The sequence below is a fragment of the Tardiphaga sp. 619_E2_N8_4 genome, from assembly GCF_051810905.1.
In the GTDB taxonomy this organism is placed as follows: domain Bacteria; phylum Pseudomonadota; class Alphaproteobacteria; order Rhizobiales; family Xanthobacteraceae; genus Tardiphaga; species Tardiphaga robiniae.
Window position 1 is genome coordinate 135,345 of record NZ_JBPWQJ010000001.1, and the last position, 21,714, is coordinate 157,058.

21 protein-coding genes are annotated in these 21,714 nt (G+C 61.9%); 6 read left to right on the forward strand and 15 right to left on the reverse strand.

Translation table 11 applies throughout. The annotated features are described in order from the left end of the window. Positions 1-456, forward strand: coding sequence for a PaaI family thioesterase (locus AB8A23_RS00680; RefSeq protein WP_175368769.1), 456 nt, complete (start codon positions 1-3; stop codon positions 454-456). 65 nt (positions 457-521) lie between these two features. On the opposite strand, the gene AB8A23_RS00685 is transcribed toward AB8A23_RS00680, so the two are convergent. From AB8A23_RS00685 to ltnD, 5 genes are all read right to left on the reverse strand, one after another. Then, the gene (locus tag AB8A23_RS00685; RefSeq protein WP_439057174.1) at positions 522-1,730 is read right to left on the reverse strand and encodes an efflux RND transporter periplasmic adaptor subunit; all 1,209 of its coding nucleotides are present in this window, start codon (positions 1,728-1,730) and stop codon (positions 522-524) included. Further along, positions 1,720-4,905, reverse strand: a complete 3,186-nt coding sequence (locus AB8A23_RS00690) for an efflux RND transporter permease subunit (protein ID WP_439057173.1) — start codon at positions 4,903-4,905, stop codon at positions 1,720-1,722. Before AB8A23_RS00690 ends, AB8A23_RS00685 begins: the two co-directional genes overlap by 11 nt. Before the next feature lie 458 nt (positions 4,906-5,363). Continuing rightward, positions 5,364-6,641, reverse strand: a complete 1,278-nt coding sequence (gene otnK, locus AB8A23_RS00695) for a 3-oxo-tetronate kinase (protein ID WP_439057172.1) — start codon at positions 6,639-6,641, stop codon at positions 5,364-5,366. Beyond that, a complete protein-coding gene (otnI, locus tag AB8A23_RS00700; protein WP_093759534.1) occupies positions 6,638-7,420 on the reverse strand; it encodes a 2-oxo-tetronate isomerase in 783 nt (260 codons plus the stop codon). The genes otnK and otnI overlap by 4 nt, the downstream gene beginning before the upstream one ends. A gap of 17 nt (positions 7,421-7,437) precedes the next feature. Beyond that, on the reverse strand, positions 7,438-8,355 hold the full coding sequence (ltnD, locus tag AB8A23_RS00705) for an L-threonate dehydrogenase (protein WP_439057171.1): 918 nt from the start codon (positions 8,353-8,355) through the stop codon (positions 7,438-7,440). Positions 8,356-8,488: 133 nt separating this feature from the next. Here ltnD and otnC point away from each other — a divergent pair, with 133 nt between their 5' ends. Beyond that, entirely contained in the window at positions 8,489-9,157 is a 669-nt protein-coding gene (otnC, locus tag AB8A23_RS00710; RefSeq protein ID WP_439057170.1) for a 3-oxo-tetronate 4-phosphate decarboxylase, read from the forward strand. 6 nt (positions 9,158-9,163) lie between these two features. Here otnC and AB8A23_RS00715 read toward each other — a convergent pair whose 3' ends face one another. The 8 genes from AB8A23_RS00715 to AB8A23_RS00750 all read right to left on the reverse strand — a co-directional run bounded on the left by AB8A23_RS00715 (position 9,164) and on the right by AB8A23_RS00750 (position 15,301). Next, positions 9,164-9,418 carry a ParE family toxin-like protein gene (locus AB8A23_RS00715; protein WP_439057169.1) on the reverse strand — a complete coding sequence of 85 codons (255 nt, stop codon included), beginning with the start codon at positions 9,416-9,418 and terminating at the stop codon, positions 9,164-9,166. Beyond that, complete coding sequence (locus AB8A23_RS00720) at positions 9,415-9,615, reverse strand: hypothetical protein (protein ID WP_231078082.1); 201 nt, start codon at positions 9,613-9,615, stop codon at positions 9,415-9,417. Before AB8A23_RS00720 ends, AB8A23_RS00715 begins: the two co-directional genes overlap by 4 nt. Positions 9,616-9,647: 32 nt before the next feature. Next, on the reverse strand, positions 9,648-10,352 hold the full coding sequence (locus tag AB8A23_RS00725) for an ABC transporter ATP-binding protein (protein WP_068733264.1): 705 nt from the start codon (positions 10,350-10,352) through the stop codon (positions 9,648-9,650). Then, positions 10,336-11,070, reverse strand: coding sequence for an ABC transporter ATP-binding protein (locus tag AB8A23_RS00730; protein ID WP_068733262.1), 735 nt, complete (start codon positions 11,068-11,070; stop codon positions 10,336-10,338). The genes AB8A23_RS00725 and AB8A23_RS00730 overlap by 17 nt, the downstream gene beginning before the upstream one ends. Further along, on the reverse strand, positions 11,067-12,050 hold the full coding sequence (locus AB8A23_RS00735) for a branched-chain amino acid ABC transporter permease (RefSeq protein WP_170849756.1): 984 nt from the start codon (positions 12,048-12,050) through the stop codon (positions 11,067-11,069). Before AB8A23_RS00735 ends, AB8A23_RS00730 begins: the two co-directional genes overlap by 4 nt. Next, entirely contained in the window at positions 12,050-12,883 is an 834-nt protein-coding gene (locus AB8A23_RS00740) for a branched-chain amino acid ABC transporter permease (RefSeq protein WP_210269314.1), read from the reverse strand. The genes AB8A23_RS00735 and AB8A23_RS00740 overlap by 1 nt, the downstream gene beginning before the upstream one ends. A 267-nt stretch (positions 12,884-13,150) precedes the next feature. Next, the gene (locus tag AB8A23_RS00745) at positions 13,151-14,401 is read right to left on the reverse strand and encodes an ABC transporter substrate-binding protein (RefSeq protein WP_120288427.1); all 1,251 of its coding nucleotides are present in this window, start codon (positions 14,399-14,401) and stop codon (positions 13,151-13,153) included. 81 nt (positions 14,402-14,482) lie between these two features. Next, entirely contained in the window at positions 14,483-15,301 is an 819-nt protein-coding gene (locus AB8A23_RS00750) for a putative hydro-lyase (protein WP_120288426.1), read from the reverse strand. 119 nt (positions 15,302-15,420) lie between these two features. Between AB8A23_RS00750 and AB8A23_RS00755 the strand changes: the two genes are divergently transcribed. From AB8A23_RS00755 to AB8A23_RS00765, 3 genes are read left to right on the forward strand one after another with little or no spacing between them, the layout of a single operon-like run. Further along, on the forward strand, positions 15,421-16,338 hold the full coding sequence (locus AB8A23_RS00755; RefSeq protein ID WP_309947612.1) for a LysR family transcriptional regulator: 918 nt from the start codon (positions 15,421-15,423) through the stop codon (positions 16,336-16,338). A gap of 41 nt (positions 16,339-16,379) precedes the next feature. Continuing rightward, a complete protein-coding gene (locus AB8A23_RS00760) occupies positions 16,380-17,627 on the forward strand; it encodes a Zn-dependent hydrolase (RefSeq protein ID WP_231078085.1) in 1,248 nt (415 codons plus the stop codon). Between the two features lie 22 nt (positions 17,628-17,649). Then, the gene (locus AB8A23_RS00765; protein WP_439057168.1) at positions 17,650-18,558 is read left to right on the forward strand and encodes an NAD(P)-dependent oxidoreductase; all 909 of its coding nucleotides are present in this window, start codon (positions 17,650-17,652) and stop codon (positions 18,556-18,558) included. A 73-nt stretch (positions 18,559-18,631) separates the two neighbouring features. Here the strand turns inward: AB8A23_RS00765 and AB8A23_RS00770 are convergent, their stop codons facing one another. Then, entirely contained in the window at positions 18,632-19,708 is a 1,077-nt protein-coding gene (locus AB8A23_RS00770; protein ID WP_439057167.1) for a tartrate dehydrogenase, read from the reverse strand. 145 nt (positions 19,709-19,853) lie between these two features. On the opposite strand from AB8A23_RS00770, the gene AB8A23_RS00775 reads away from it, so the two are divergent. Next, positions 19,854-20,633 carry an SDR family oxidoreductase gene (locus AB8A23_RS00775; RefSeq protein ID WP_089262385.1) on the forward strand — a complete coding sequence of 260 codons (780 nt, stop codon included), beginning with the start codon at positions 19,854-19,856 and terminating at the stop codon, positions 20,631-20,633. A gap of 168 nt (positions 20,634-20,801) precedes the next feature. On the opposite strand, the gene AB8A23_RS00780 is transcribed toward AB8A23_RS00775, so the two are convergent. Continuing rightward, positions 20,802-21,713: a 4-(cytidine 5'-diphospho)-2-C-methyl-D-erythritol kinase gene (locus AB8A23_RS00780; RefSeq protein ID WP_439057166.1), complete on the reverse strand. Its 912-nt coding sequence runs from the start codon at positions 21,711-21,713 to the stop codon at positions 20,802-20,804. Position 21,714: the final 1 nt, after the last annotated feature.

The following is a 21,714-nucleotide window of genomic DNA, read 5'->3' on the forward strand; positions in this document are numbered from 1 at the left end:
ATGACCAAATTCATTCCAAAGGACGCAAACTTCGAGGCCCGCGTGCAGGCGAGCTTCGCCCGCCAAACGGCGATGGCGACACTGGGTATCGAAGTTGCGCGTCAGGCAGCCGGCGAAGTCGAGCTCAAAATGCCGTACAACACCGCCTTTACGCAGCAGCACGGGTTCATTCATGCCGGCATCATCACGACAGCGCTGGATACAGCCTGCGGGTATGCCGCCTTCTCGCTGATGCCCGACAATGCCGCGGTTCTGACCGTCGAATTCAAGACCAATTTTCTGGCCCCGGCCCGCGGCGAGCATTTCCTGTTTCGGGCCCGCGTTCTCAAGCCCGGAAGAACCATAACGGTCTGTGAGGGCCAGGCCTTTGCGGTGGAGCGGAGCGAGGAGAAGCTGATTGCAACGATGAGCTGCACCCTGATGGCGCTGTTCGATCGCGAGGGCATCACGCACTAGACGATCGCAAATGCAGGGGTCGCTATGCCAGACGTACGAGCCCGGCATAGCGCGGCGTCAACGCCCTACCCCTTCACTTCCTTCTTGTCCGTCTCCGCCGTCGGCTTGCCACTTTTCGGAGCACCGCTGCCGCCAGTGATACGGACCTTGTCGCCGTCGTTGAGGCCATCCGGCGGGGCAATGACGATACGGTCATCGGCGGTGATGCCGGACGCGAGCTCGATGTCGCGGCCGAGATCGCGGGCAATGGTCACGGTCTTGAACAGGATCTTGTCGTCCGGGCCAACGGTCGCGACGCGCAGGCCGCTCTTGTTGAAGATCAGCGCCGAGGCCGGAACATGGAGCGGCGCGGAGTCGCGCGCGAGGCTCATCTTCACATTGGCATAACCACCCGGCAGCAATTCGCCGTTGGGGTTGTCGAGCACAAGCTGCATTCGCGTGGTGCCCGAAGCTACATCGACCGATTGCGACGAGGCTTCCACCGTGGCCGGGAACGTCTTGTTCGGATGATCGGGCACGCTGATGATCGCTTTGGCACCTAACCTGATCGCCGGCACATAGCTCTGCGGCACGTCGACATAAACGCGCAGCTTCTTGATATCGGATACCACGAACATCGCGGCGCCGGTGCCGGTGCCGCCCGAGATCAGCGCGCCGACGTCGGTGTTGCGCTGGGTCACAACACCATCGAACGGCGCGGTGATCTTCTTGTAACCGGCGAGTGCTTCCAGCCGTTCGACATTGGCCTGGCCGGAATTCACGGCGGCGCGCTTGTTATTGAGGTCGGCGGTGCGTTCGTCGATTTCCTGCGCCGAGACGAAATTCGACGCCACCAGCGTCTTGCGGCGGTTCAGCGTCGCTTCCGACAGTTTGGCGCTGGACTGCTGGCTGACAAGGTCAGCACGGGCCTGCAGCAACTGCTGATCGAGGTCCGGGGCTTCGATCTCGGCGATCACCTGGCCGGATTTGACCTGTGCACCGATATCGGCGCTCCAGCTCTTCAGATAGCCCGAGACGCGGGCAAAAATCGGCGCGCGGTAATAGGCTTCGAGCCGGCCGGGCAGATCGAGCGACGCGTTGAGAACGCGGGCATCCGGCGGAGCCACAGCCACCGTTGGGATCGCCTGATCGTCGGTCCAGGCCTTTAAATCGCTCTCGGTCTTGGCGCGGGCCATGATGCCGGTGACGACGATGGCGCCGGCGGCGCACAGGCCAATCACTCCGACCAGGCCGAGCTTGCGGCGCGATACCGGGGGGGTCTGCTCAGTGGGCATGCAAAGTCTCCGAGGTGGCCGCGTCCGGCGCAGGCTGCTGTTTCTTGTGAACCATGCTGAACACCACCGGCACGAACATCAACGTGGCGATGGTAGCAAAAATCAGGCCGCCGATGACAGCGCGGCCAAGTGGCGCATTCTGCTCGCCGCCCTCGCCCAGCCCTAGCGCCATCGGCGCCATGCCGATGATCATGGCCAAAGCGGTCATAAGCACAGGGCGGAAGCGGACGAAACCGGCTTCGGACGCGGCCTTGATGGGGTCGCCGAGGATCGCGTAGCGCTCGCGGGCAAAGGAAATCACCAGCACAGAATTGGCTGTTGCGACGCCCATACACATGATGGCGCCGGTCAATGCTGGAACCGACAGCGTCGTCTGCGTCGTGAACAGCATCCAGACGATGCCGGCCAATGCCGCCGGCAGCGCGGTGATGATCACGAACGGATCGGACCAGGACTGGAAGTTCACGACGATCAAGAGATAGATCAAAACGATGGCGCCGAGCAGACCGAACAGCAGGCCGGCAAAGGCGCTGTTCATGGTCTGCACCTGACCGAGCAGCGCCACATTGCTGCCCTTCGGCACATCCGCCTTGGTTTCTTCCAACACCTTGTAGATGTCGTTGGACACGGAACCGAGATCGCGCCCCTGCGTGGTGGCATAGATCTGCACCATCGACTGGATGTCATATTGCGACACCACGGCATTCGAGATCGAGCGATTGATGCTGGCAATGCCGCCGAGCATCGGGGAGTTGTTGCTGGCATTCACGGCCGTGATCGGCAGCGTCTCCAGCGCACCCAGCGAATCCAGTTTGTATTGCGGCGTCTGCATCACGATGGAATAGGACACGCCGTTATCAGGACTGAGATAATAGGTCGGCGCGACTTGCGACGAACCTGCGAGGTTGACCACGAGGCTGTTGGTGACATCGCGCTCGGTCAGGCCGACATATTGCGCACGGGTGCGGTCGACATCGATGTTGAAGCCGGGATTGTTCGGCGACTGCTGGAGCCGCGCATCGGCAATGCCGGGAATGCGACGGATCTTGCCGAGCAGCTTGTTGGCATATTCGAAGTTCGCCGCGAGATTCGCACCGCGGATCTGCAGGTCGATCGGGGCCGGAGCGCCGAAGTTCAGGATCTGGCTGACGATGTCGGCAGGCAGGAAGGCGAAGCTGACACCCGGGAACTGCCGCGGCAGTTGCTCGCGCAATTGCCGCACATATTCCTCTGTCGGCCTGTGGCCTTCCTTCAGCTTGATCTGGAAGTCACCATCCTGCGGGCCGATCACGCCGGTGTTGTTATAGGTGAGATTGATGCCGGAGACGGGCATGCCGATATTGTCGGTCATGGTCTCGATCTGATCCGGCGGGATGATCTTGCGCACCGCCTTGGTGATATCGGCGAACTGGTTCGCGGTTTCCTCGATGCGGGTGCCGACCTGGGCGCGGACATGCATCAGGATGGCGCCGCCATCGACCGATGGGAAGAAGTTGCGGCCAAGGAACGGCACCAGCAGAAACGACACGCCGACGACGCCGAGGAAGCCAATCACAAAAACGGGGCGCCGCGCCAGCGCCATATCCAGCAGGCCGTGATAGCCGCCGCGGATCCGCTCGAAGCCGGCTTCGAAGCCTCGCTGGAAACGCACCAGCGGATTGCGGGTCGGCGGCTTCTCGCCCTCATGATGGACATGCGGCTGCAGCAGATACTTGGCCATGGTCGGCACCAGCGTGCGCGACAGCAGGAACGACCAGACCATCGCAAACATCACCGCTTCGGCCATCGGCACGAACAGGAATCGCGCGATGCCGTTGAGGAAGAACATCGGCACAAAGACGATACAGATACACAGCAGCGACACGAAAGCCGGCGTCACGATCTGCGCCGCACCGTCCATGATCGAGGTCTCGACGTCCTTGCCCTGCTCCAGATGGTAATTGATGTTCTCGATGGTCACGGTCGCGTCGTCGACGAGGATGCCGACTGCGAGCGCCAGACCGCCCAGCGTCATGATGTTCAGCGTTTCGCCGATCATCGACAGCATGATGATGGCGCCGAGCACCGCGAGCGGGATCGACACCGCGATGATGACGGTGGAACGCCAGCTGCCGAGGAACAACAGGATCATCACCGACGTCAGCAAGGCCGCGATGACGCCTTCCACGGCCACGCCCTCGATAGCGCCGCGCACGAAGCCGGATTGGTCGCCAATATAGCTGATCTTCAACGCGTCCGGCAGCGCAGAGCGATAGTCGATCACCTTCTGCTTGATGCCGGAGATGATATCGAGCGTGGAAACCGAGCCAGCCTTCAACACCTGCATCAGCACCGAACGATTGCCATCCACATGCACGATATTGGTCTGCGGCGGATTGCCGTCGCGCACGGTGGCAACGTCATCCACATAGACCATGGCGCCGTTGACGCTCTTGATCGGCAGCCGGCCGAGTTCTTCGATCTTCAGCGGCGAGTTGTTGAGATTGATCGTGTATTCGAATTCGCCGATCTTCTGCGTGCCGACCGGCGTGATCAGGTTCTGCGCGGCCAATGCATTGGCGACGTCCTGACCGGACAGACCGCGGGCCTGCAGCGCGCCGGGATTGAGATCGATCTGGATCTGGCGCTGCTTGCCGCCGAACGGATACGGAATCGCGGCACCAGGCACGGTGACCAGCGGGGTACGAAGCTGGTTGATGCCGATATCGGCGAGGTTCTGTTCGGTAAGACCGTCACCCGACAATGCGACGTTGATGATCGGCACCGTCGAGGCCGAATAGTTCAGGATCAGCGGGGGCGTGGCGCCGGGCGGCAACTGCTTGATCAGCGTCTGCGAGATCGCGGTGACCTGCGCATTGGCGGTGCGGATGTCGACATTGGGCTGGAAGAAGATCTTGATGATGCCGAAGCCGGCATAGGAATTCGCGGTGATGTGCTCGATGTCATTGACCGTGGTGGTCAGTGCGCGCTGGAACGGCGTGGTGATACGGCCGGACATCTGGTCCGGCGGGAGGCCGGTATATTGCCAGACCACGCCGATGACCGGGATGCGGATGTCAGGGAAAATATCGGTAGGTGTGCGAAGCGCGGCCAGCGGCCCGACAATCAGCAACAGCAGGGCCAGCACCACAAAGGTGTAAGGCCGGGTCAGGGCGATGCGCACCAACGAGATCATGAACGGGTAGTCCTCGATACATTGACGAGAGGGGCACTGCGGAAACCCGCCTGCCCACGATCGAATTCACCTGTTTAGAGAGATCGTCCGCATCCGATTAGTGAGCCGGGCCGGCATAAGCCTATCGGCTCGGTTCATGAATGAACGGGCAATCCTCTTTACATGAAGGGCTGCGAACGAGCGGTTTCCCGGCCTGTCCACGCCAGCAGATTTACCCGACCTGCGACAAAATAGCTAACGCGCGAAGCCTCACGGCAATTCACTTCAGCGGTATTGTTAATTGTTTCCGGGCCGCCGTGGCGTCCGCACAACAGTTTTAGGCTTAAATAGACGCGGCTGCGGCTCGCGACACCCAAGGTGTCATGGGCCGGTCAAGATGAACTATCTGTAATGCGCGCGGCGCAAGCAGCGCCCTGCCTATTCGGGCAGCCTGTCGCCCCGGGATTGGGCGACATCCATCAGGTCATCAGGCCAAGCGCATCTTCAAAAAAAGCCGGTCCGCCGAAATTGCCGGACTTCAGCGCCAGCAGCATCTGGCGCTCCGCCGCACCGACCGCGCGCAACACCGGCACACCGGCGGCGATTTCCGCACCGACCAGAAAACCCGGAATGCCCAGCCGATCGACGACAGCACCGGATGTTTCGCCGCCAGCCACCACGAGCCGTTGTACGCCGGCGCGGACGAGACCTTCAGCGAGATCGGCCATCGCCTGCTCGATGGCATGCCCCGCGGCATCGCGGCCATGGCGCTTTTGCAGCGCCGTCACCTGATCCGGCGTCGAACTGCTGGCGATCAGAATCGGGCCTTTGCCGAGCCGCTCCTTCGCCCAGCCGAGCGCGCGCTGAACTTCCGCGCCGCCCGCCATCACCTGTTCGGGATCGAGATGCAGCACCGGCATCACCTGTTCAGCGCGTGCGATCTGCTGCAGCGTCGCCTGCGAACAACTCCCAGCCAGACAGGCTGCAGCGCCACCCACGGGCGTATCCTTGATCGATGTCGCCGCATTCGCCTTGACGCGGCCGGACGCGACCAGTGCACGCGCGAGACCAAGCCCCATGCCGGACGCACCGACCGAGACGCGATGACCCAGGGCGACCGCACCGATGGTTTCCAGATCGCTGGCAAATACGGCGTCGATGATCGCCGCGCCAAAGCCATTCTCCGACAGTCCATCGAGATGCGTACGCACCACGTCGGCGCCGCAGGCGACAACTCCGAGATCGACCAACCCGATATTTGTCGCGCTCTGCCGCGCCAGCACACGGACGAGATTGGAGTCGTGCATCGGATTGAGCGGGTGATCCTTCAGCGGACTCTCGTTCAGCGGCACGGAGCCAACGAACAGATTGCCCTGATAGACCGTCCGACCGGTCTCGGGGAATGCCGGCGTCACCAGCACGATATTGTCACCGGAATCGAGCCGCAACGCGTCCATCACCGGGCCGATATTGCCGGCATCGGTGGAATCGAATGTCGAACAGATCTTGAACAGCACATGATCCGCGCCGCGGCTGCGCATCCATTTTTCGGCGGCGCGCGATTTCTCGACCGCCCTGCTGGCCGCGATCGAGCGACTCTTCAGCGATACTACAACGGCATCGACGTCCGGCAGCTGCAGATCATCAGCAGGAATGCCGATGGTCTGCACCGTGCGCAGACCGCAGCGGGTCAGCGTGTTGGCCAGGTCGGACGCACCCGTGTAGTCGTCAGCGATGCAGCCCAGCGCCAGCGTCATGCTTTCACTCCGGCATAGGGCTTGAACCAGCCAAGTCCTGCGACCGTGTCGCCGGCCGGGCGATATTCGCAGCCGACATAATTGTCGTAGCCGAGCCGGTCGAGTTCATCGAACAGGAACGGATAGTTCAGTTCCTCACCGGACGGTTCGTTGCGCGACGGCACGCTGGCGATCTGGATATGCCCGATCCACGGCAGCATCTCGCGCAGCCGCATCGTGACGTCACCATGAATGATCTGGCAGTGATAGATATCGAACTGCAGCCCGAGATTGGGAATCTTCATGTCGGCGATGATGTCGCGTGCGAACATGAAGTCGTTGAGAAAGTAGCCGGGCACGTCGCGCGGGTTGATCGGCTCAATCACCACGTCGACGCCATGTTCGCCGAGAAAGTTCGCGGCCCATTCAACGGATTTGCGGAAGGCCGCCACGGCCTTCGGATCACGGCGATCGGCGAGACCGGCCATCATGTGCAGCCGGCGGACATTGGTGGCCAGGGCATAGGGCAGTGCCGTGTGAATGCTCTGCCTGAGCTCATCGAACTTGTCGGGACGTGCGGCAAAACCCTTTTCGCCGGCATTCCAGTCGCCCGGCGGCAGATTGAACAGCACCTGCTTGAGCCCGTTGCGTTCCAGTCGTTCGGCGATCGCTTCCGGTGGATGCTCGTAGGGGAACAGGAACTCCACCGCAGTAAAGCCTGCCTTGGCCGCGGCATCGAAGCGATCGAGGAATGCGTGTTCGTTGAACATCATGCTGAGATTGGCGGCGAAGCGGGGCATCGATCGTCCTCGTGTTCTTAATTCGGCTCGCCCGGCAGCTTGGTACCGGTGACCTTGGCATACATCCGCGCCACCGACGCGTCGTCGTCGCGGCCCATGCCGGACGCCGAGGTCATCAGAAACATCTGCAGAGCCGCAGCGGAGACCGGCACCGGGAATTTCGCTGTACGCGCCATGTCCTGGATGATGCCAAGATCCTTGACGAAGATGTCGACCGCGCTGCGCGGCGTGTAATCGCCATCGAGCACATGCGGCATGCGGTTCTCGAACATCCAGGAGTTGCCGGCGGAGGCGGTGATGACCTCGTAGACCTTGCGGATATCGAGACCCTGCTTGGCGGCAAACGCGATGGCTTCCGAGGCGGCGGCGATATGTACGCCCGCGAGGAGCTGGTTGATCATCTTGAAAGCGGCGCCCTGCCCGGCGGCATCGCCGAGTTCGTAGAGCTTGGCGGCCATCGCATCGAGCGCCGGCCGCGCCTTGGCAAAGGCAGCCTCGCTGCCGGATGCTAGAATGGTGAGTTCGCCCTGCGCCGCACGCTGTGCACCGCCGGAGATCGGGGCATCGAGGTAATGTCGGCCGGTGGCTTCGAGATCCCCGGCGAGGCGGCGGGCGACATCGGGATCCATCGTCGCGGACGATACGAATACCGCACCTTTCGGCAGCGTTTCGGCAACGCCGTCCGTCCCGAACAGGATAGTCGCCGTCTGCGCGGCATTGACGACGACACTGATGACGATATCCGCGCCCTGCGCGGCGCCCGCCGGGGTATCAGCGCCCTGCCCTCCGTCGGCCACGAAGCGCTTCACCGCATCCGCCGAGACGTCGCAGCCGGTCACCGTGAAGCCGGCCTTCTTGAGCGACAGGGCCATGCCATAGCCCATCGACCCCAGACCAATAACGGCGACGCGTGGTTTCTCAGATGCAGGTGACATGCGGCAATTCCCTAGGGGTCCTCGATGGCCAGCTTGAGGCGGCCTTGCCTCTCGGTAACACGGCTTGGCCATCATGCCAAAGCGTGGGAAAAAGCATCACGAGGAAATGCCAAGAAAAGACCGAGGACATCCGGTGACTGACACAAAGCTCCGTGAAGAGATCTGCCGGCTCGGCCGCTCGCTGTTCGACCGTGGGCTGACGCCGGGCTCATCGGGCAATATCAGTGTGCGCTGCGATGATGGCGGCTGGCTCGTGAGCCCGACCAATGCGTCACTGGGCTCACTCGATCCGGCCCGGCTGTCGCGCCTCGACAGCAACGGCCGCCTCATATCTGGCGATGCGCCGACCAAAGAGGTTCCGCTGCATACGGCGCTGTATGAGACCCGCAGCGCCGCTCGCGCCGTGGTGCATCTGCATTCGACCCATTCGGTAGCGGTCTCGATGCTGCCGGAAATCGACCCACGCGCGGTGCTGCCGCCGATGACGCCCTATTACCTGATGAAATGCGGCGCGACGGCCCTGGTGCCGTATTATCGGCCGGGCGATCCGGCGGTCGCCGACGCCATAAAGGGCCTCGCCGGCAAATATTCATCCGTGCTGTTGGCCAATCACGGCCCGGTGGTGTCCGGCGACACGCTGGAAGCAGCGGTCTATGCCATCGAGGAACTCGAAGAGACCGCGAAACTCTATCTGCTGCTGCGCGGGCTCAACCCGCGGCACCTGACGCCGGCACAAGTGAAGGACCTGGTGGCGACGTTCGGGCTGGTTCTGCCGGATCATGACCGACACGGGCACGATTGAACTGCGTTATTTTATAAGTCGATTGTAGACCGCGTGCGGACCGATCCAGAACCACACCAATCCATCATCGACTTCGACCGCGAGCGCGCGATACTGCCGCCCCACCCGCGCGGAGAGATAGCGGCCTACTTTCTTGAGATGGATCGACGGGTGGCTTGGGTCACTCTTCAAAAGAGCGAAGTTTTTGTCGGCAAGCAACCGTACATGGTCGGGTAATTTTTGATACGCCGCCCAGAAAGCCGGACTGGCGTGATGTTTCATAGTTCCCGCGTCCGCCCATCGCGGTGCGCTTTCAGTGCCTCTTCAGCCAAGCGATCCAACCGACCAGACAAGGCATCGGCTTCGATCTGACGGTCGAACCGCTCTGCCTCGAACGCCTCGAACCACGCTCGAAACCGCTCCAACTCTGCCGGGGGCAGGCTTTCGACGGCCTTCTCAATATCTTCGACATTGGACATAGCGAGACTTTAGCACAACGGCGACCGGCCGCCTACAGCCCCAGATACGCCTTGCGCACATCCGGATTGGTCGCGATCTCCGACGCCTTGCCCTGCATCTGGACGCGGCCGGTCTGCAGGATATAGGCGCGGTCGGCGATCTCCAGCACTTCGGCCATGCGCTGCTCGACGATCAGCACAGTCATGCCCGCGTCGCGGATCTTGATGACCGCCTGAAAGATCTCGTCCACCAGCTTCGGCATGATGCCCTGCGACGGCTCGTCGAGCATCAACAGGCGCGGACGGGTCATCAGTGCGCGGCTGATGGCCAGCATCTGCTGCTCGCCGCCGGACAGGGTTTCGGCGCGCTGCTCGAGACGTTCGGAAAGGCGCGGGAACAGGTCGAACACCAGCTTCAACGGCTCGTCGCGATCGGGCTTGCCGCGATACATGTAGCTGCCGAGGCGGAGGTTGTCTTCCACCGACAACCGCGGAAACAGCCGGCGGTTCTCCGGCACATAGGCGATGCCGCGCGCGGTGATGAGATGCTGCGGCACGCCGTTGATCTGCTCGCCATCGAAGGTGACGGTGCCCGAACGCGGGCGCTCGGCGCCGGCGATGGTCTTGATCAGCGTCGACTTGCCGGCGCCGTTGGAGCCGCAGACGGCGACGATCTCGCCCTTGGCGACGTCGATGGTGACGTCCGAAATAGCGACTAGCCCCTGATAGGCGGTGGTGGCCTCACGCACCGACAGCATGGCGATCCCCGAGATATGCACTGATGACTTCAGGATGCCGCACGACATCCGCGGGTTTGCCCTCGACAAGCTTCTTGCCGAGATTGAGCACGATGGCGCGGTCGACCAGCGGCATGACGATTTCCATGACGTGTTCAACCATCAGCACGGTGACGCCGGTCTCGCGGACCTTGCGGACCAGGGCCACGCCCGACTGCGCCTCGAGCGGCGTCAGGCCGGTGAGACATTCGTCGAGCATCAGGAGCTTCGGTTCGGTGGCCAGCGCACGCGCCACTTCGAGGCGGCGCTTCTCCGACGGAATGAGATCCCTAGCAAGCTTGTCGGCGCGCGGGGCAAGACCGCAGAACTCAAGCACCTCATGTGCCTTGCGCCGCGCATCGCGCATCTTTTCGTTGCGGATCAGCGCGCCGACGATGACGTTGTCGATCACGGTCATGGTCTCAAAGCTCTTCACCACCTGGAAGGTGCGCGCGATACCGCGCTGGCAGCGTTCCGCCGCCGGCATCTGCGTGACGTTTTCGCCGTTGAACCAGATCGTGCCCTGCGTCGGCGGCAGCACGCCGGCGATCAGGTTGAACAGTGTCGACTTGCCGGCGCCGTTCGGCCCGATCAGGCCGACGATTTCGCCAGCGCCGACGGAGATCGAGACGTCGCTATTGGCGATCAGGCCGCCGAAGCGCTGCCAGACGCCACGGGTTTCGAGAAGAGGTGTCGTCATTGCGGCACTCCTTTCGAAGCCGGACGTCGCGAGAACAGGCCGATCAAACCATCGGGCCGCGCCAGCGAGATCACGACGATCACTGCGCCATAGAGGATGAGATCGACGCCGCGGCCGGAGCCGCCGATGAAGGAGCGCGTCAGTTCGGTCATCGGGATCAGGATGACCGCGCCGAGCACCGGGCCCCACAGCGTGCCGATACCGCCCAGCACCGCAGGCAATGCCATCAGCAGCGAGAACTGGAAGGTCATGACGCTTTCAGGATCGATATAGGAGACGAACTGCGCGTAAAACGCACCGCCGATCGCGGTGAGGAAAGCGGAGACGGCAGCGGCGCCCATCTTGGAATTGAACACCACGACGCCGAGGCTTTCGGCCGCATCGGGATTATCCTTCACCGCGCGCCACCAGAAGCCCCATTTGGAGTCTTCCAGCCACCAGGTGATGAACCAGGCGACGCAGCAGAACACCAGCGCGAAGTAATAGAACGGCAGCTTGCTGCGCGTGAACTGGAACTTGGCCCAGCTATCGCCGCGCACCGGGATGTCGATGCCGAGCGCCGCACCGGCATAGTCCCAATTGTGGAACAGCAGGAAGCCAATTTCGGCGATGACGATGGTGGCGATGACGAAATAGTGGCCGCGCAGGCGGAAGGTCGGATAGCCCAATGCGAGCGCGATCAGCGCGGAGATGATGCCACCGCCGAGCATGCCGAACCACGGCAGCACGCCGAATTTGGTGAACAGCAGCGCCGTCGTATAGGCGCCGAGGCCGAAATATAGCGCGTGGCCGAGCGAGATCTGGCCGCAATAGCCGCCAAGGATGTTCCAGGCCTGCGACAGCGCCGCATACATCAGGGTCAGCACCATGATGTTCTGGACATAGACGTCCTTGACGAAGAACGGCACGCAGGCGGCGATGGCCGCAAGCGCGGCGGCGAGGATGAGGTCGCGGCGGCGACGTTGGGTGAAGCTGTCCATCAGATCGATCCGAACAGGCCGCGCGGCCGGACAAAGACAACGAGGAGATAGACGGCATAGATGCCGACCGATTTGAGCGATGGCGGCAGGATCATCGCCGTGGTCGCCTCGACCAGACCAACAATGATGCCGCCAGCAAAAGCGCCGAACACGCTGCCAAAGCCGCCGAGCGCCACGGTGACGTAAGCGATTAGCGCAAAGGACGCGCCAACGTCGGGATAGATATAGAAGAAGATCGCCATCACGCCGCCGGCGAGACCGATCAGCGCCGAGCCTAGGCCCCAGCCGAGGGCGAACACCTTGTTCTTGTCGATGCCGACCAGCGCCACGGCACCGGCATCCTCACGGGTCGCTTCGAGCGCGCGACCGAAGTCGGTCTTCTTCATGAAGAAGTAGAGCGCGCCGAAGGCAGCAATGGAAATCAGCGCGCCGACCAGCTGTGGCACCGGCAGAAATACGCCGAAGATCGAGATCGTCTTGCCGCCGAGCATCGAGGCCGGGATGCTGCGATAATCCGGGGTGAAGAAGAACTGGGCGAGGCCGCGCATCAGAATGGCGAGGCCGAAGGTTGCGAAGATCTGCACCATGCCGATATTGGCCTTGGCCCGCATCGCGAAGCGTATGATCACGAGATAGATCACCGCGCCGAACACGAACATGCCGGCCGCCACCAGCGGGATCGACAGCAGTGGGTCGACCGCCCAGAACATGAACAGGAAGAAGGTGAGGTACATCGCCAACATCAGGAATTCGCCATGGGCGAAGTTGGTGACGTCCATCAACCCGAAGATCAGCGCGAGGCCGACCGCGAGCAGGCCGTAGAGCAGCCCCATCAGCAATCCGCTGGCAAGGCTCTGGATGATGGTCGCGGCGGTCACGAAGTAATCCTCTCTGTCTGTCGTCCCCGCGAAAGCGGGAACCCATAACCACCGACATCACAACTGGGCGATGCCGGTCAGACCAGGTGCAAACCAATCCTTCGGAGGATATGGATCCCCGCCCCCCGCACGCCTTTGGCGTGCTAGGCGGGGATGACACCGGAGTGTGTGGTGACGTCGTCGAGTCCGACGACGACGCCACATGCGTTTAGAGAACGCGCCTTACGGCATCGGCCAGATCGCATCCGCCACGGCGGCCTGCGGCGGGAAGATGGTAACGAACTTGCCACCATTATACTGCAGCAGTACCGGATCGGCGTTGTTGTTCTGGCCCAACTCGTCGAACTTGACCTTGGCCCACGGCATGATCGTGCTTTCGCCCGGCATGTCGGTGGCGACCAGCGCTTCGCGGATTTTCTCACCATCGGTGGACTTGGCACGATTGATGGCGTCGGCCATCACGATCAGGCCCATGAACTGGCGCGAGGAGTAGTCGTTGAAGTCCTTGCCGGACTTCTCCTTGAACATGTCGTTGATCTTGCCGACCATCGGACGCTTGGCGGCGAGATCGAGCGAGAAAGAACCGCGCGAGATCACGCCCGGAATCTTATCACCGACCGCGTCATACAGCGCCTTCTCGGAGAAGCCGGCGTCCTGTGCGACGATGTTCTTGGCCTTGTAGCCGAGTTCGCCCATGGTCTTGATGAGCAGGATGCCATCGGTGGTGTAGCTCGACGGCATCAGCACGTCGGCATTGGCAGCTTTGAGCTGCTGCACTTCGGCAGTGAGCGACGGCGAATTGGCGCGATACTTGATGTCCGCGACGATCTTGTAACCGCGGTCGGCAGCGAGCTTGAGCTGCGCATTCGCCGAGTCCGTACCGAAAATCGTGTCTTCATGGAACAGAGCCAGCGTCTCGATCTTCTGCCCCCTTTTCTTCAGCGCATCGAAGAAATCGAACATCGCCGTCGAGAACATTTCGTCATGCGGAGCGGCGCGGAAGTAATATTTCAAACCGCGGCGATGCAAGCTTGGCGACGAGTTGTCGGCCGACAGGAACGGGATCTGGTAGCGCTCGCAGATCTGGCTGACGGTGACGGCTACGGCGCTCTGGTAGGTGCCGACGATGGCCGAGACCTTTTCCTGGGTGATGAGGCGTTCGGCTTCAGCGCGGCCCTTCTGCGGATCGGCCTGGTGATCGGCAAATACGAGACGCACCTTGGCGCCGCCGAGACCGGTGAAGCCTTCACCCTTCGCCATCGGCAACGCGAAATCGTAATCCTTGTTGATGATATCGGCAGCCGTTTCGAAAGCCTTCTGCGCGTCGACGCCGATCTGCGCGCTGGCGCCAGACAGCGGATAAATCACGCCGATCACGACTTCCTTGACCTGCGCGCGCGCAGGCTTGGCGAGAGGCAGCAGCGCGGCGGAAGCGGCGCCTCCAAGCAATACGTTTCGGCGAGAAATCGTCATGTCTTTGTCCTTTGTGACCGGCGGCTATCGATGAAACTAATCAAGGTTACGGTAAAGCCCGAAAGATCGGCAAGCTGCTTCTTATAAAACAGCCAAATGCTTATTCTTCAGGTCCGTGACGAGCATGACACCCGGCGCATGCGTAATCGCAAACGGTACGCGCGCTGCAGCAATGACGGCTTGCGGCGTCACGCCACAGGCCCAGAACACCGGGATCTCGTCATCATTGATGCGCACCGCATCGCCGTAATCAGGCTTGTTGATATCCTTGATGCCGATCGACTGCGGCAGACCCAGATGTACCGGCGCACCATGCACTGCGGGAAAACGCGAGGTGATCTGGACGGCGCGGATCGCATCAGCCGGCTTCAGCGGTCGCATCGACACCACCATCGGCCCGGCGAACGGGCCTGCGGATTTGCAGGCGATGTTGGTGCGATACATCGGCACCAGCACATCCTGCTCGATATGACGGATCGGCAGATCGTCGGCCATCATGGCTTCCTCGAACGAATACGAACATCCGATGACAAAAGACACGAGATCGTCGCGCCAGTACTTCGTCACCTCGTAAGGGCGATCAATCGCCTCGCCATCCTTCCAGACGACATATTGCGGAATGTCAGTCCGGATATCGAGATCAAGACCGAGCGCGGGAATGCTTGGATTGCCGACATCCGACATGCCGATGATCGGGCACGGCTTCGGATTGAGCTGGCAGAAGCGATGAAAGGCTGCGGCCTGGGCTTCCGGCAAAATCACGAGATTGCCCTGGACATAACCCGGGGCTACTCCGGCGGTGCTGCCATATTTGCCCGCGCGATATTCGCGGCGAGCAACCGCGCTGGGCAAATCCGAGGATCGATCGTCGCTTTGCTGCGCTGCCGAAGAAATAGCCATCTTAGTGTCCTGCCTAATTCTGCCTCGACACGCACTGAAACTCAGGGCTAGTATAATGTCTAATCGTTGTTTTTAATCGACATCCATAAATACTACTTATCGATAGCCGGATCGCATCCATGGCGGACTTCAAGGCGCTGGAGACTTTTCTCTGGGTGGTCAATCTCGGCAGCTTCCGCGGCGCGGCCCAGAAGCTCAACACGACCCAGCCGGCAATCTCCCAGCGTATCGCGCAACTGGAACACGAGATGGGCGTGCGGCTTCTGCAGCGTGACCGCCGTATGGCCTCGCCGACGCCGGCCGGACGGCAGATGCTGGTCTATGCCGAAAAGCTGATCGGCCTGCGCTCCGAGATGATGGCGGCGGTTGGCGATCGCTCGGCAATGCGCGGCGTGCTGCGGCTCGGCGTCGCCGAGACCATCGTCCACACTTTGCTGACGCGGCTGATCAAGCACGTCAACATCTCGTATCCGAACCTGTCCCTCGAAATCGAGGTTGATATCACGCCGAACCTGAACGCGCGGTTGCAGGCACAGGAGATCGATCTGGCTTTCGTGCTCGGGCCGCTTTCGACATCCAACATTCGCAACCGTGTGCTGTGCGACTACCCCGTCGGCTTTCTCGCCAGCCCTTCGCTCAAGCTCGGCGACGGTCCACTCTCGATCCACGACCTCGCGAAATTTCCCATCATCACCTTCTCGCGCAAGACCCGGCCCTACGAGATCGCGCGCTCGCTGTTCAACCGGCCCGACCTGCCACCGATCCGGCTGCACGCCAGCGCGTCGCTATCTACCGTGATGCACATGGCGATCGAAGGCTTAGGCATCGCACTGATCCCGACAGCCATCATCGAGAACGAACTCGCGGACGGACGGCTGCAATTGCTTAATACCAACCTGCAGCTCCAGCCGCTGACATTTTCGGCAAGCTGGCTCGCGTCACCCGACACGGCCGCAATCGAACTCGTCGCAGGCATTGCTGCGCAACTGGCGCAGAACAGCCCATTGGTTGACGAGCCGGCAGCGTCGGGTCATTGAAAAGCAGGCCTCTTCAACACAAACTTCTCGGGACAGACCGCATGACCAAGCTTGGCGACAACCTCAAAATCGATTCCGCACGGCTGTGGGACACGATCAACGAGACAGCGAAATTCGGCGGCACCCCAAAAGGCGGCGTGCGACGCCTGACGCTCGGGCCTGAAGATAAATTGGTGCGCAATTGGTTCCGCAAGGCGTGCGAAGATGCCGGCCTGGAGGTGCATGTCGATGCCCTCGGCTCGATGTTCGCGCTGCGTAAGGGCCGCGACATGTCGAAGGCCCCGATCGGCGTCGGCTCGCATCTCGACACCCAGCCGACCGGCGGCAAGTTCGACGGCATTCTGGGCGTGCTCGGCGCACTCGAAGTCGTGCGCACGCTCAACGATGCCGGCATCGAGACCGAGATGCCGATCTGCATCGCCAACTGGACCAATGAAGAAGGCTCGCGCTTTGCGCCGGCGATGATGGCCTCCGCTGCCTATGTCGGCGACTTCACCACCGACGACATTCTGTCGCGCAAGGACATTGCAGGTGTCACCGTCGGCGAAGCGCTCGACGAGATTGGCTATCGCGGCGACGTTGCGGTCGGCACGCAGAAATTCTCGGGCTTCGTCGAACTGCATATCGAGCAAGGCCCGATCCTGGAGGCCGAAAGCAAGACCATCGGCGTGGTCGATTCTGGCCAGGGCGTGCTGTGGTTCGACGGCAAGATCACCGGCTTCGAGAGCCATGCCGGCTCGACCCCGATGCCGCTGCGCAAGGATGCGCTGGCGACACTGTCCGAGATCGTGCTGGCCACCGAGCGTGTCGTCAGCAATATCGGCGCGCTCGGCACTATCGGCGAAGCCGTGATCGCAAATCCGTCGCGCAACGTGATCCCCGGCGAGATCGCCTTCACCATGGATCTGCGCAGCGCCGACGCCGGCAAGCTGGACGCCATCGAGAAAGGCGTGCGCGATGCCATCAAGGAGATCGCCGCGCATCGCAAGGTTGACGTCGCCTTCGACAAGGTCTGGCACAAGCCGCCGACGCACTTCAACAAGGACTTCGTCAATGCGGTTGAGACGGCCGCGACGTCGCTCGGCTACTCGCATCGCCGTATCACCTCAGGCGCCGGCCACGACGCCTGCAACCTCAACAACATCATGCCGACAGCGATGGTGTTCATTCCGAGCAAGGATGGTATCAGCCACAACGAGCTCGAAAGCTCGACGCAGGAAGATTGCGCCGCCGGCGCCAATGTATTGATGCATACGGTGCTGGCGCTTGCCGGCGTCGCATCGAAGTAACGAAGACAGACAGGGGATAGTGATGCGGGGTGTATTCGTCGATGCCAGCGAAGAGCTGGCGAAGATTCTGGAACGGCTGACGCAGCCGGGCGACATCGCAATCAAGATCAATCGGGATGAGGACATCAAGTCGGCCGATTTGCCTGAGGTGCTGGACGGCGCCGAGATCGCCATCGTCGATCACACCTATCTGCCGACCGATGTGGCCAAGCAGTGCGCCGGCCTGAAGCATGTGGTGTTTCTCGGCACCGGTGCGCGCAGCTATATGCATATCGAGGAGCTCGCCGAGCTGGGGATCGAAGTCCACCTGATCCGCGGCTATGGCGATACGGCCGTTGCCGAATGCGCCATCGCGCATATGTGGGCTGCTGCGCGCGGCCTTGCCCAGCAAGACCGTGAAATGCGGGCCGGCAACTGGCTGCGCGATGAAGGCATGGAGCTGACTGGCAAAACGGTTGGTCTGATCGGCTTCGGCGGCATCGCTGCGGAAGTCGCGCGTATTGCGCTCGGTTCGGGCATGAAGGTGATTGCCTGGAACCGGTCGCCGAAGACCCATCCCGGTGTCGAGTTCACTGACATGGAAACCGTGCTGTCGCAGAGCGACGTCGTTTCAATTCATCTTCTGCTGAACGACGAAACCCGCGGCATGATCACCCGCGAACGTATCGGCCAGATGAAAAAGAGAGCCGTTCTCGTCAACACAGCGCGCGGAGCCGTGGTCGATGAAGCGGCGATGATCGATGCGCTCCGGTCCGGTCATCTGCGCCATGCCGGCCTCGACGTGTTCGACATCGAGCCGCTGCCGGCTGGCCATGTGCTGACAACACTGCCGAACGTGACGCTATCGGCGCATTCGGCTTTCCGCACGCCGGAAGCGAGCGTGAATTTGATCGCGGCGGCGTGGAAGCATTGCCGGCGGATCGCCGCCTAACCTTCGAGCTATCCTGAAACGAAAATGCCCGGCATGAAGCCGGGCATTTTTTTTGCGCATCAGTAGCAGGAGATTACTCGATCATCTCAGCGACGGCCTTGCCGCAAGCGCCGGTATCGGCCTGACCGCCGAGATCGCGCGTCCGCAGTGTACGCTCTTCGAGTGTGCGTTCGATCGCCTTGACGATGGAATCCGCAGCAGCCTTTTCGCCGAGATGCTCCAGCATCATCGCGCCGGACCAGATCATACCGATCGGATTCGCGATGCCCTGCCCGGCAATATCCGGCGCCGAGCCATGCACCGGCTCGAACACCGACGGGAAATCGCCAGTCGGATTGATATTGCCGGATGGCGCGATGCCGATGGTGCCGGTGCAGGCCGGGCCCAAATCGGACAGGATGTCGCCAAACAAGTTGGATGCAACCACGACGTCGAACCAGTCCGGATGCATTACGAAATTCGCGGTGAGGATGTCGATATGATACTGGTCCCACTTCACATCGGGATAGTTCGCGCCCATCGCCTTCACACGTTCGTCCCAATAGGGCATCGTAATCGCGATGCCGTTGGACTTGGTCGCCGAGGTCAGGTGCTTCTTCGGCCGCGACTGCGCGAGATCGAACGCGAATTTCAGGATGCGGTCGACACCGGTGCGGGTCATCACCGTCTGCTGGGTAACGAATTCACGGTCGGTGTCCGGGAACATGCGACCGCCTACCGATGAGTATTCACCCTCGGTATTCTCGCGCACCACCCAGAAGTCGATGTCGCCGGGCTTGCGGCCGACCAGCGGACAGGGCACGCCGGGCATCAGGCGCACCGGGCGCAGATTGACGTATTGGTCGAATTCGCGCCGGAACTTGATCAGCGAGCCCCACAACGAAATGTGATCCGGAATCTTTGCCGGGAGGCCGACGGCGCCGAAATAGATCGCATCATGCTTGCCGATCTGCGCTTTCCAGTCGTCCGGCATCATCTGGCCATGCTTCTCGTAATAGTCATAGGACGAGAAGTCGTAATGATCGAAATGCACCTTCACACGATGCTTTTTCGCTGCCGCTTCAAGGACACGCAGGCCTTCCGGCATGACTTCCTTGCCGATGCCGTCACCGGGAATGACCGCGATCCGATATTCTTTTTGTGCGCTCACGTGGGGTTTCCTTCGCCAGTAATTCTGCCTGCAGATGTGGACCAAAGCCGGCCTGCGATCAACGCTGCACTGCAATGTTGACCGGTTTTGCCGCAGGGGCCTAACTCTGTCGCTGACAATCCCTTCTGCAATCCAGAGGCATTCCATGGATCTTCATTTGCGCGGCAAGCGCGTCCTGATCACGGGCGCATCCAAGGGTATCGGCGCGGCGGCCGCGGAAGCGTTTGCCGAAGAAGGCTGCGATCTCCGCCTCGCGGCCCGCAATGTGGAGCAGATGCAAGCGCTGGCAGACCGGCTGCGATCCAACCACCAGATCGACGTCGCCGTGCATGGTGTCGACCTGCGCAAGCCGGACGATCTGGCGTCGCTGGCGGCTGCCGCCGGCGATATCGACATCCTCGTCAACAATGCCGGCGATATTCCCGGCGGTTCGCTCGACAAGATCGACGAGCCGACCTGGCGCCATGCCTGGGATCTCAAAGTGTTCGGCTTCATCAATCTGACGCGCCTCGTCTATGCGCAGATGAAAGCACGCGGCCATGGCGTGATCGTCAACGACATCGGCGCTGCCGGCGAGAAGTTCGACGCCAATTACATCTGTGGCAGCGCCGGCAATGCCGCGCTGATGGCGTTTACGCGGGCGCTGGGCGGCAAGAGCCTGAAGGACAATATCCGCGTCGTCGGCATCAACCCGGGCCCGGTGGAGACCGAGCGCCACATCACGCTGATGAAGACCCGCGCCAAGGCGCAATTCGGGGACGAGAACCGCTTCCGGGAATTGCAGCAGGGCTTGCCACTCGGCCGCGCTGCGAAACCGCGCGAGATCGCCGACATGATGACGTTTCTGGCGTCAGATCGCGCGGGCTATACGACCGGCGTGATCTACACGGTGGATGGTGGCTACAGCGCAGGCTGGGGCAGTTAGTCGCTTTTCTTAACCTCGCCCCGCTTGCGGGGAGAGGTCGGAGCACGAGCGGCAGCGAGTGATCCGGGTGAGGGGGAGCCAGTGTTTCACTCGCTGGCTCCCCCTCACCCGTCGCGGACTTCGTCCGCGCCACCCTCTCCCCGCAGGCGGGGCGAGGGAAAAAGCGCGCTAGCTCAGCGCGCCGGCATGCACCCACCACAGCGGGTGGGCAAGTTGAATGGCACCGGCCGCGCGCTGCGCGTCGGTGTCGTTACCGAACAGCGCAAAACAGGTCGCGCCCGAACCCGACATGCGAGCCAAGCGAACACCTTTAGCCTCGCGCAAGGCCGACAGCACCGTGTCGATGACAGGCTCGACCTTCAATGCGGGCGCTTCAAGATCATTGGTTCCGGCATTGAGCGCGTCGATCCAGGCATCGAGTGAGCCGCCTTCATTCGGCCAGGTGGCCCGTTTCAGGACGTCTTTGACGCCGACACGCAGCTCGCCATTCTTCAGGCCGAGCTCCTTGAACACATCCTTGGTCGCTACCGGCACGCGCGGATTGACCATCACGCAGGGCAAACGCGGAATGCTGAGCGGCAGCAGGTTTTCGCCCACACCGGTCATCACGCAGGCGTGCGACGGCACGCAAACCGGCACATCGGCGCCGGTCAGGCGCGCCACTTCGAGCACGCGGGGATCGTCCATTTCGAGATTGTTGGCGCGCACCAAGAGGCGGAGCGCTGCGGCAGCATCCGCCGACCCGCCGCCAATGCCGGCGGCAACCGGCAAGTGCTTGTCGAGTGCAAAGCGCCCGAATGTGAGACCCTCGACGCGCTCGCCGAGCAGCCGAGCGGCCTTGATCACGAGATTATCGGCGGTGTCGCCGCATTCCTGCGCGCGCGGGCCGGTCGCGGTCAGCGACAGATCGCCGCCCGCATCCAGCGTCAATCTATCGGCGCAATCGGCAAAGGCCACGACGCTTTCGAGATCATGATAGCCGTCAACTCGACGACCGATGACGCGCAGGGTCAGATTGACCTTGGCGCGCGCATCTTCTTCGAGAACCGGGCTCGTTGAACCGGTCGTGCCCCCAACCATG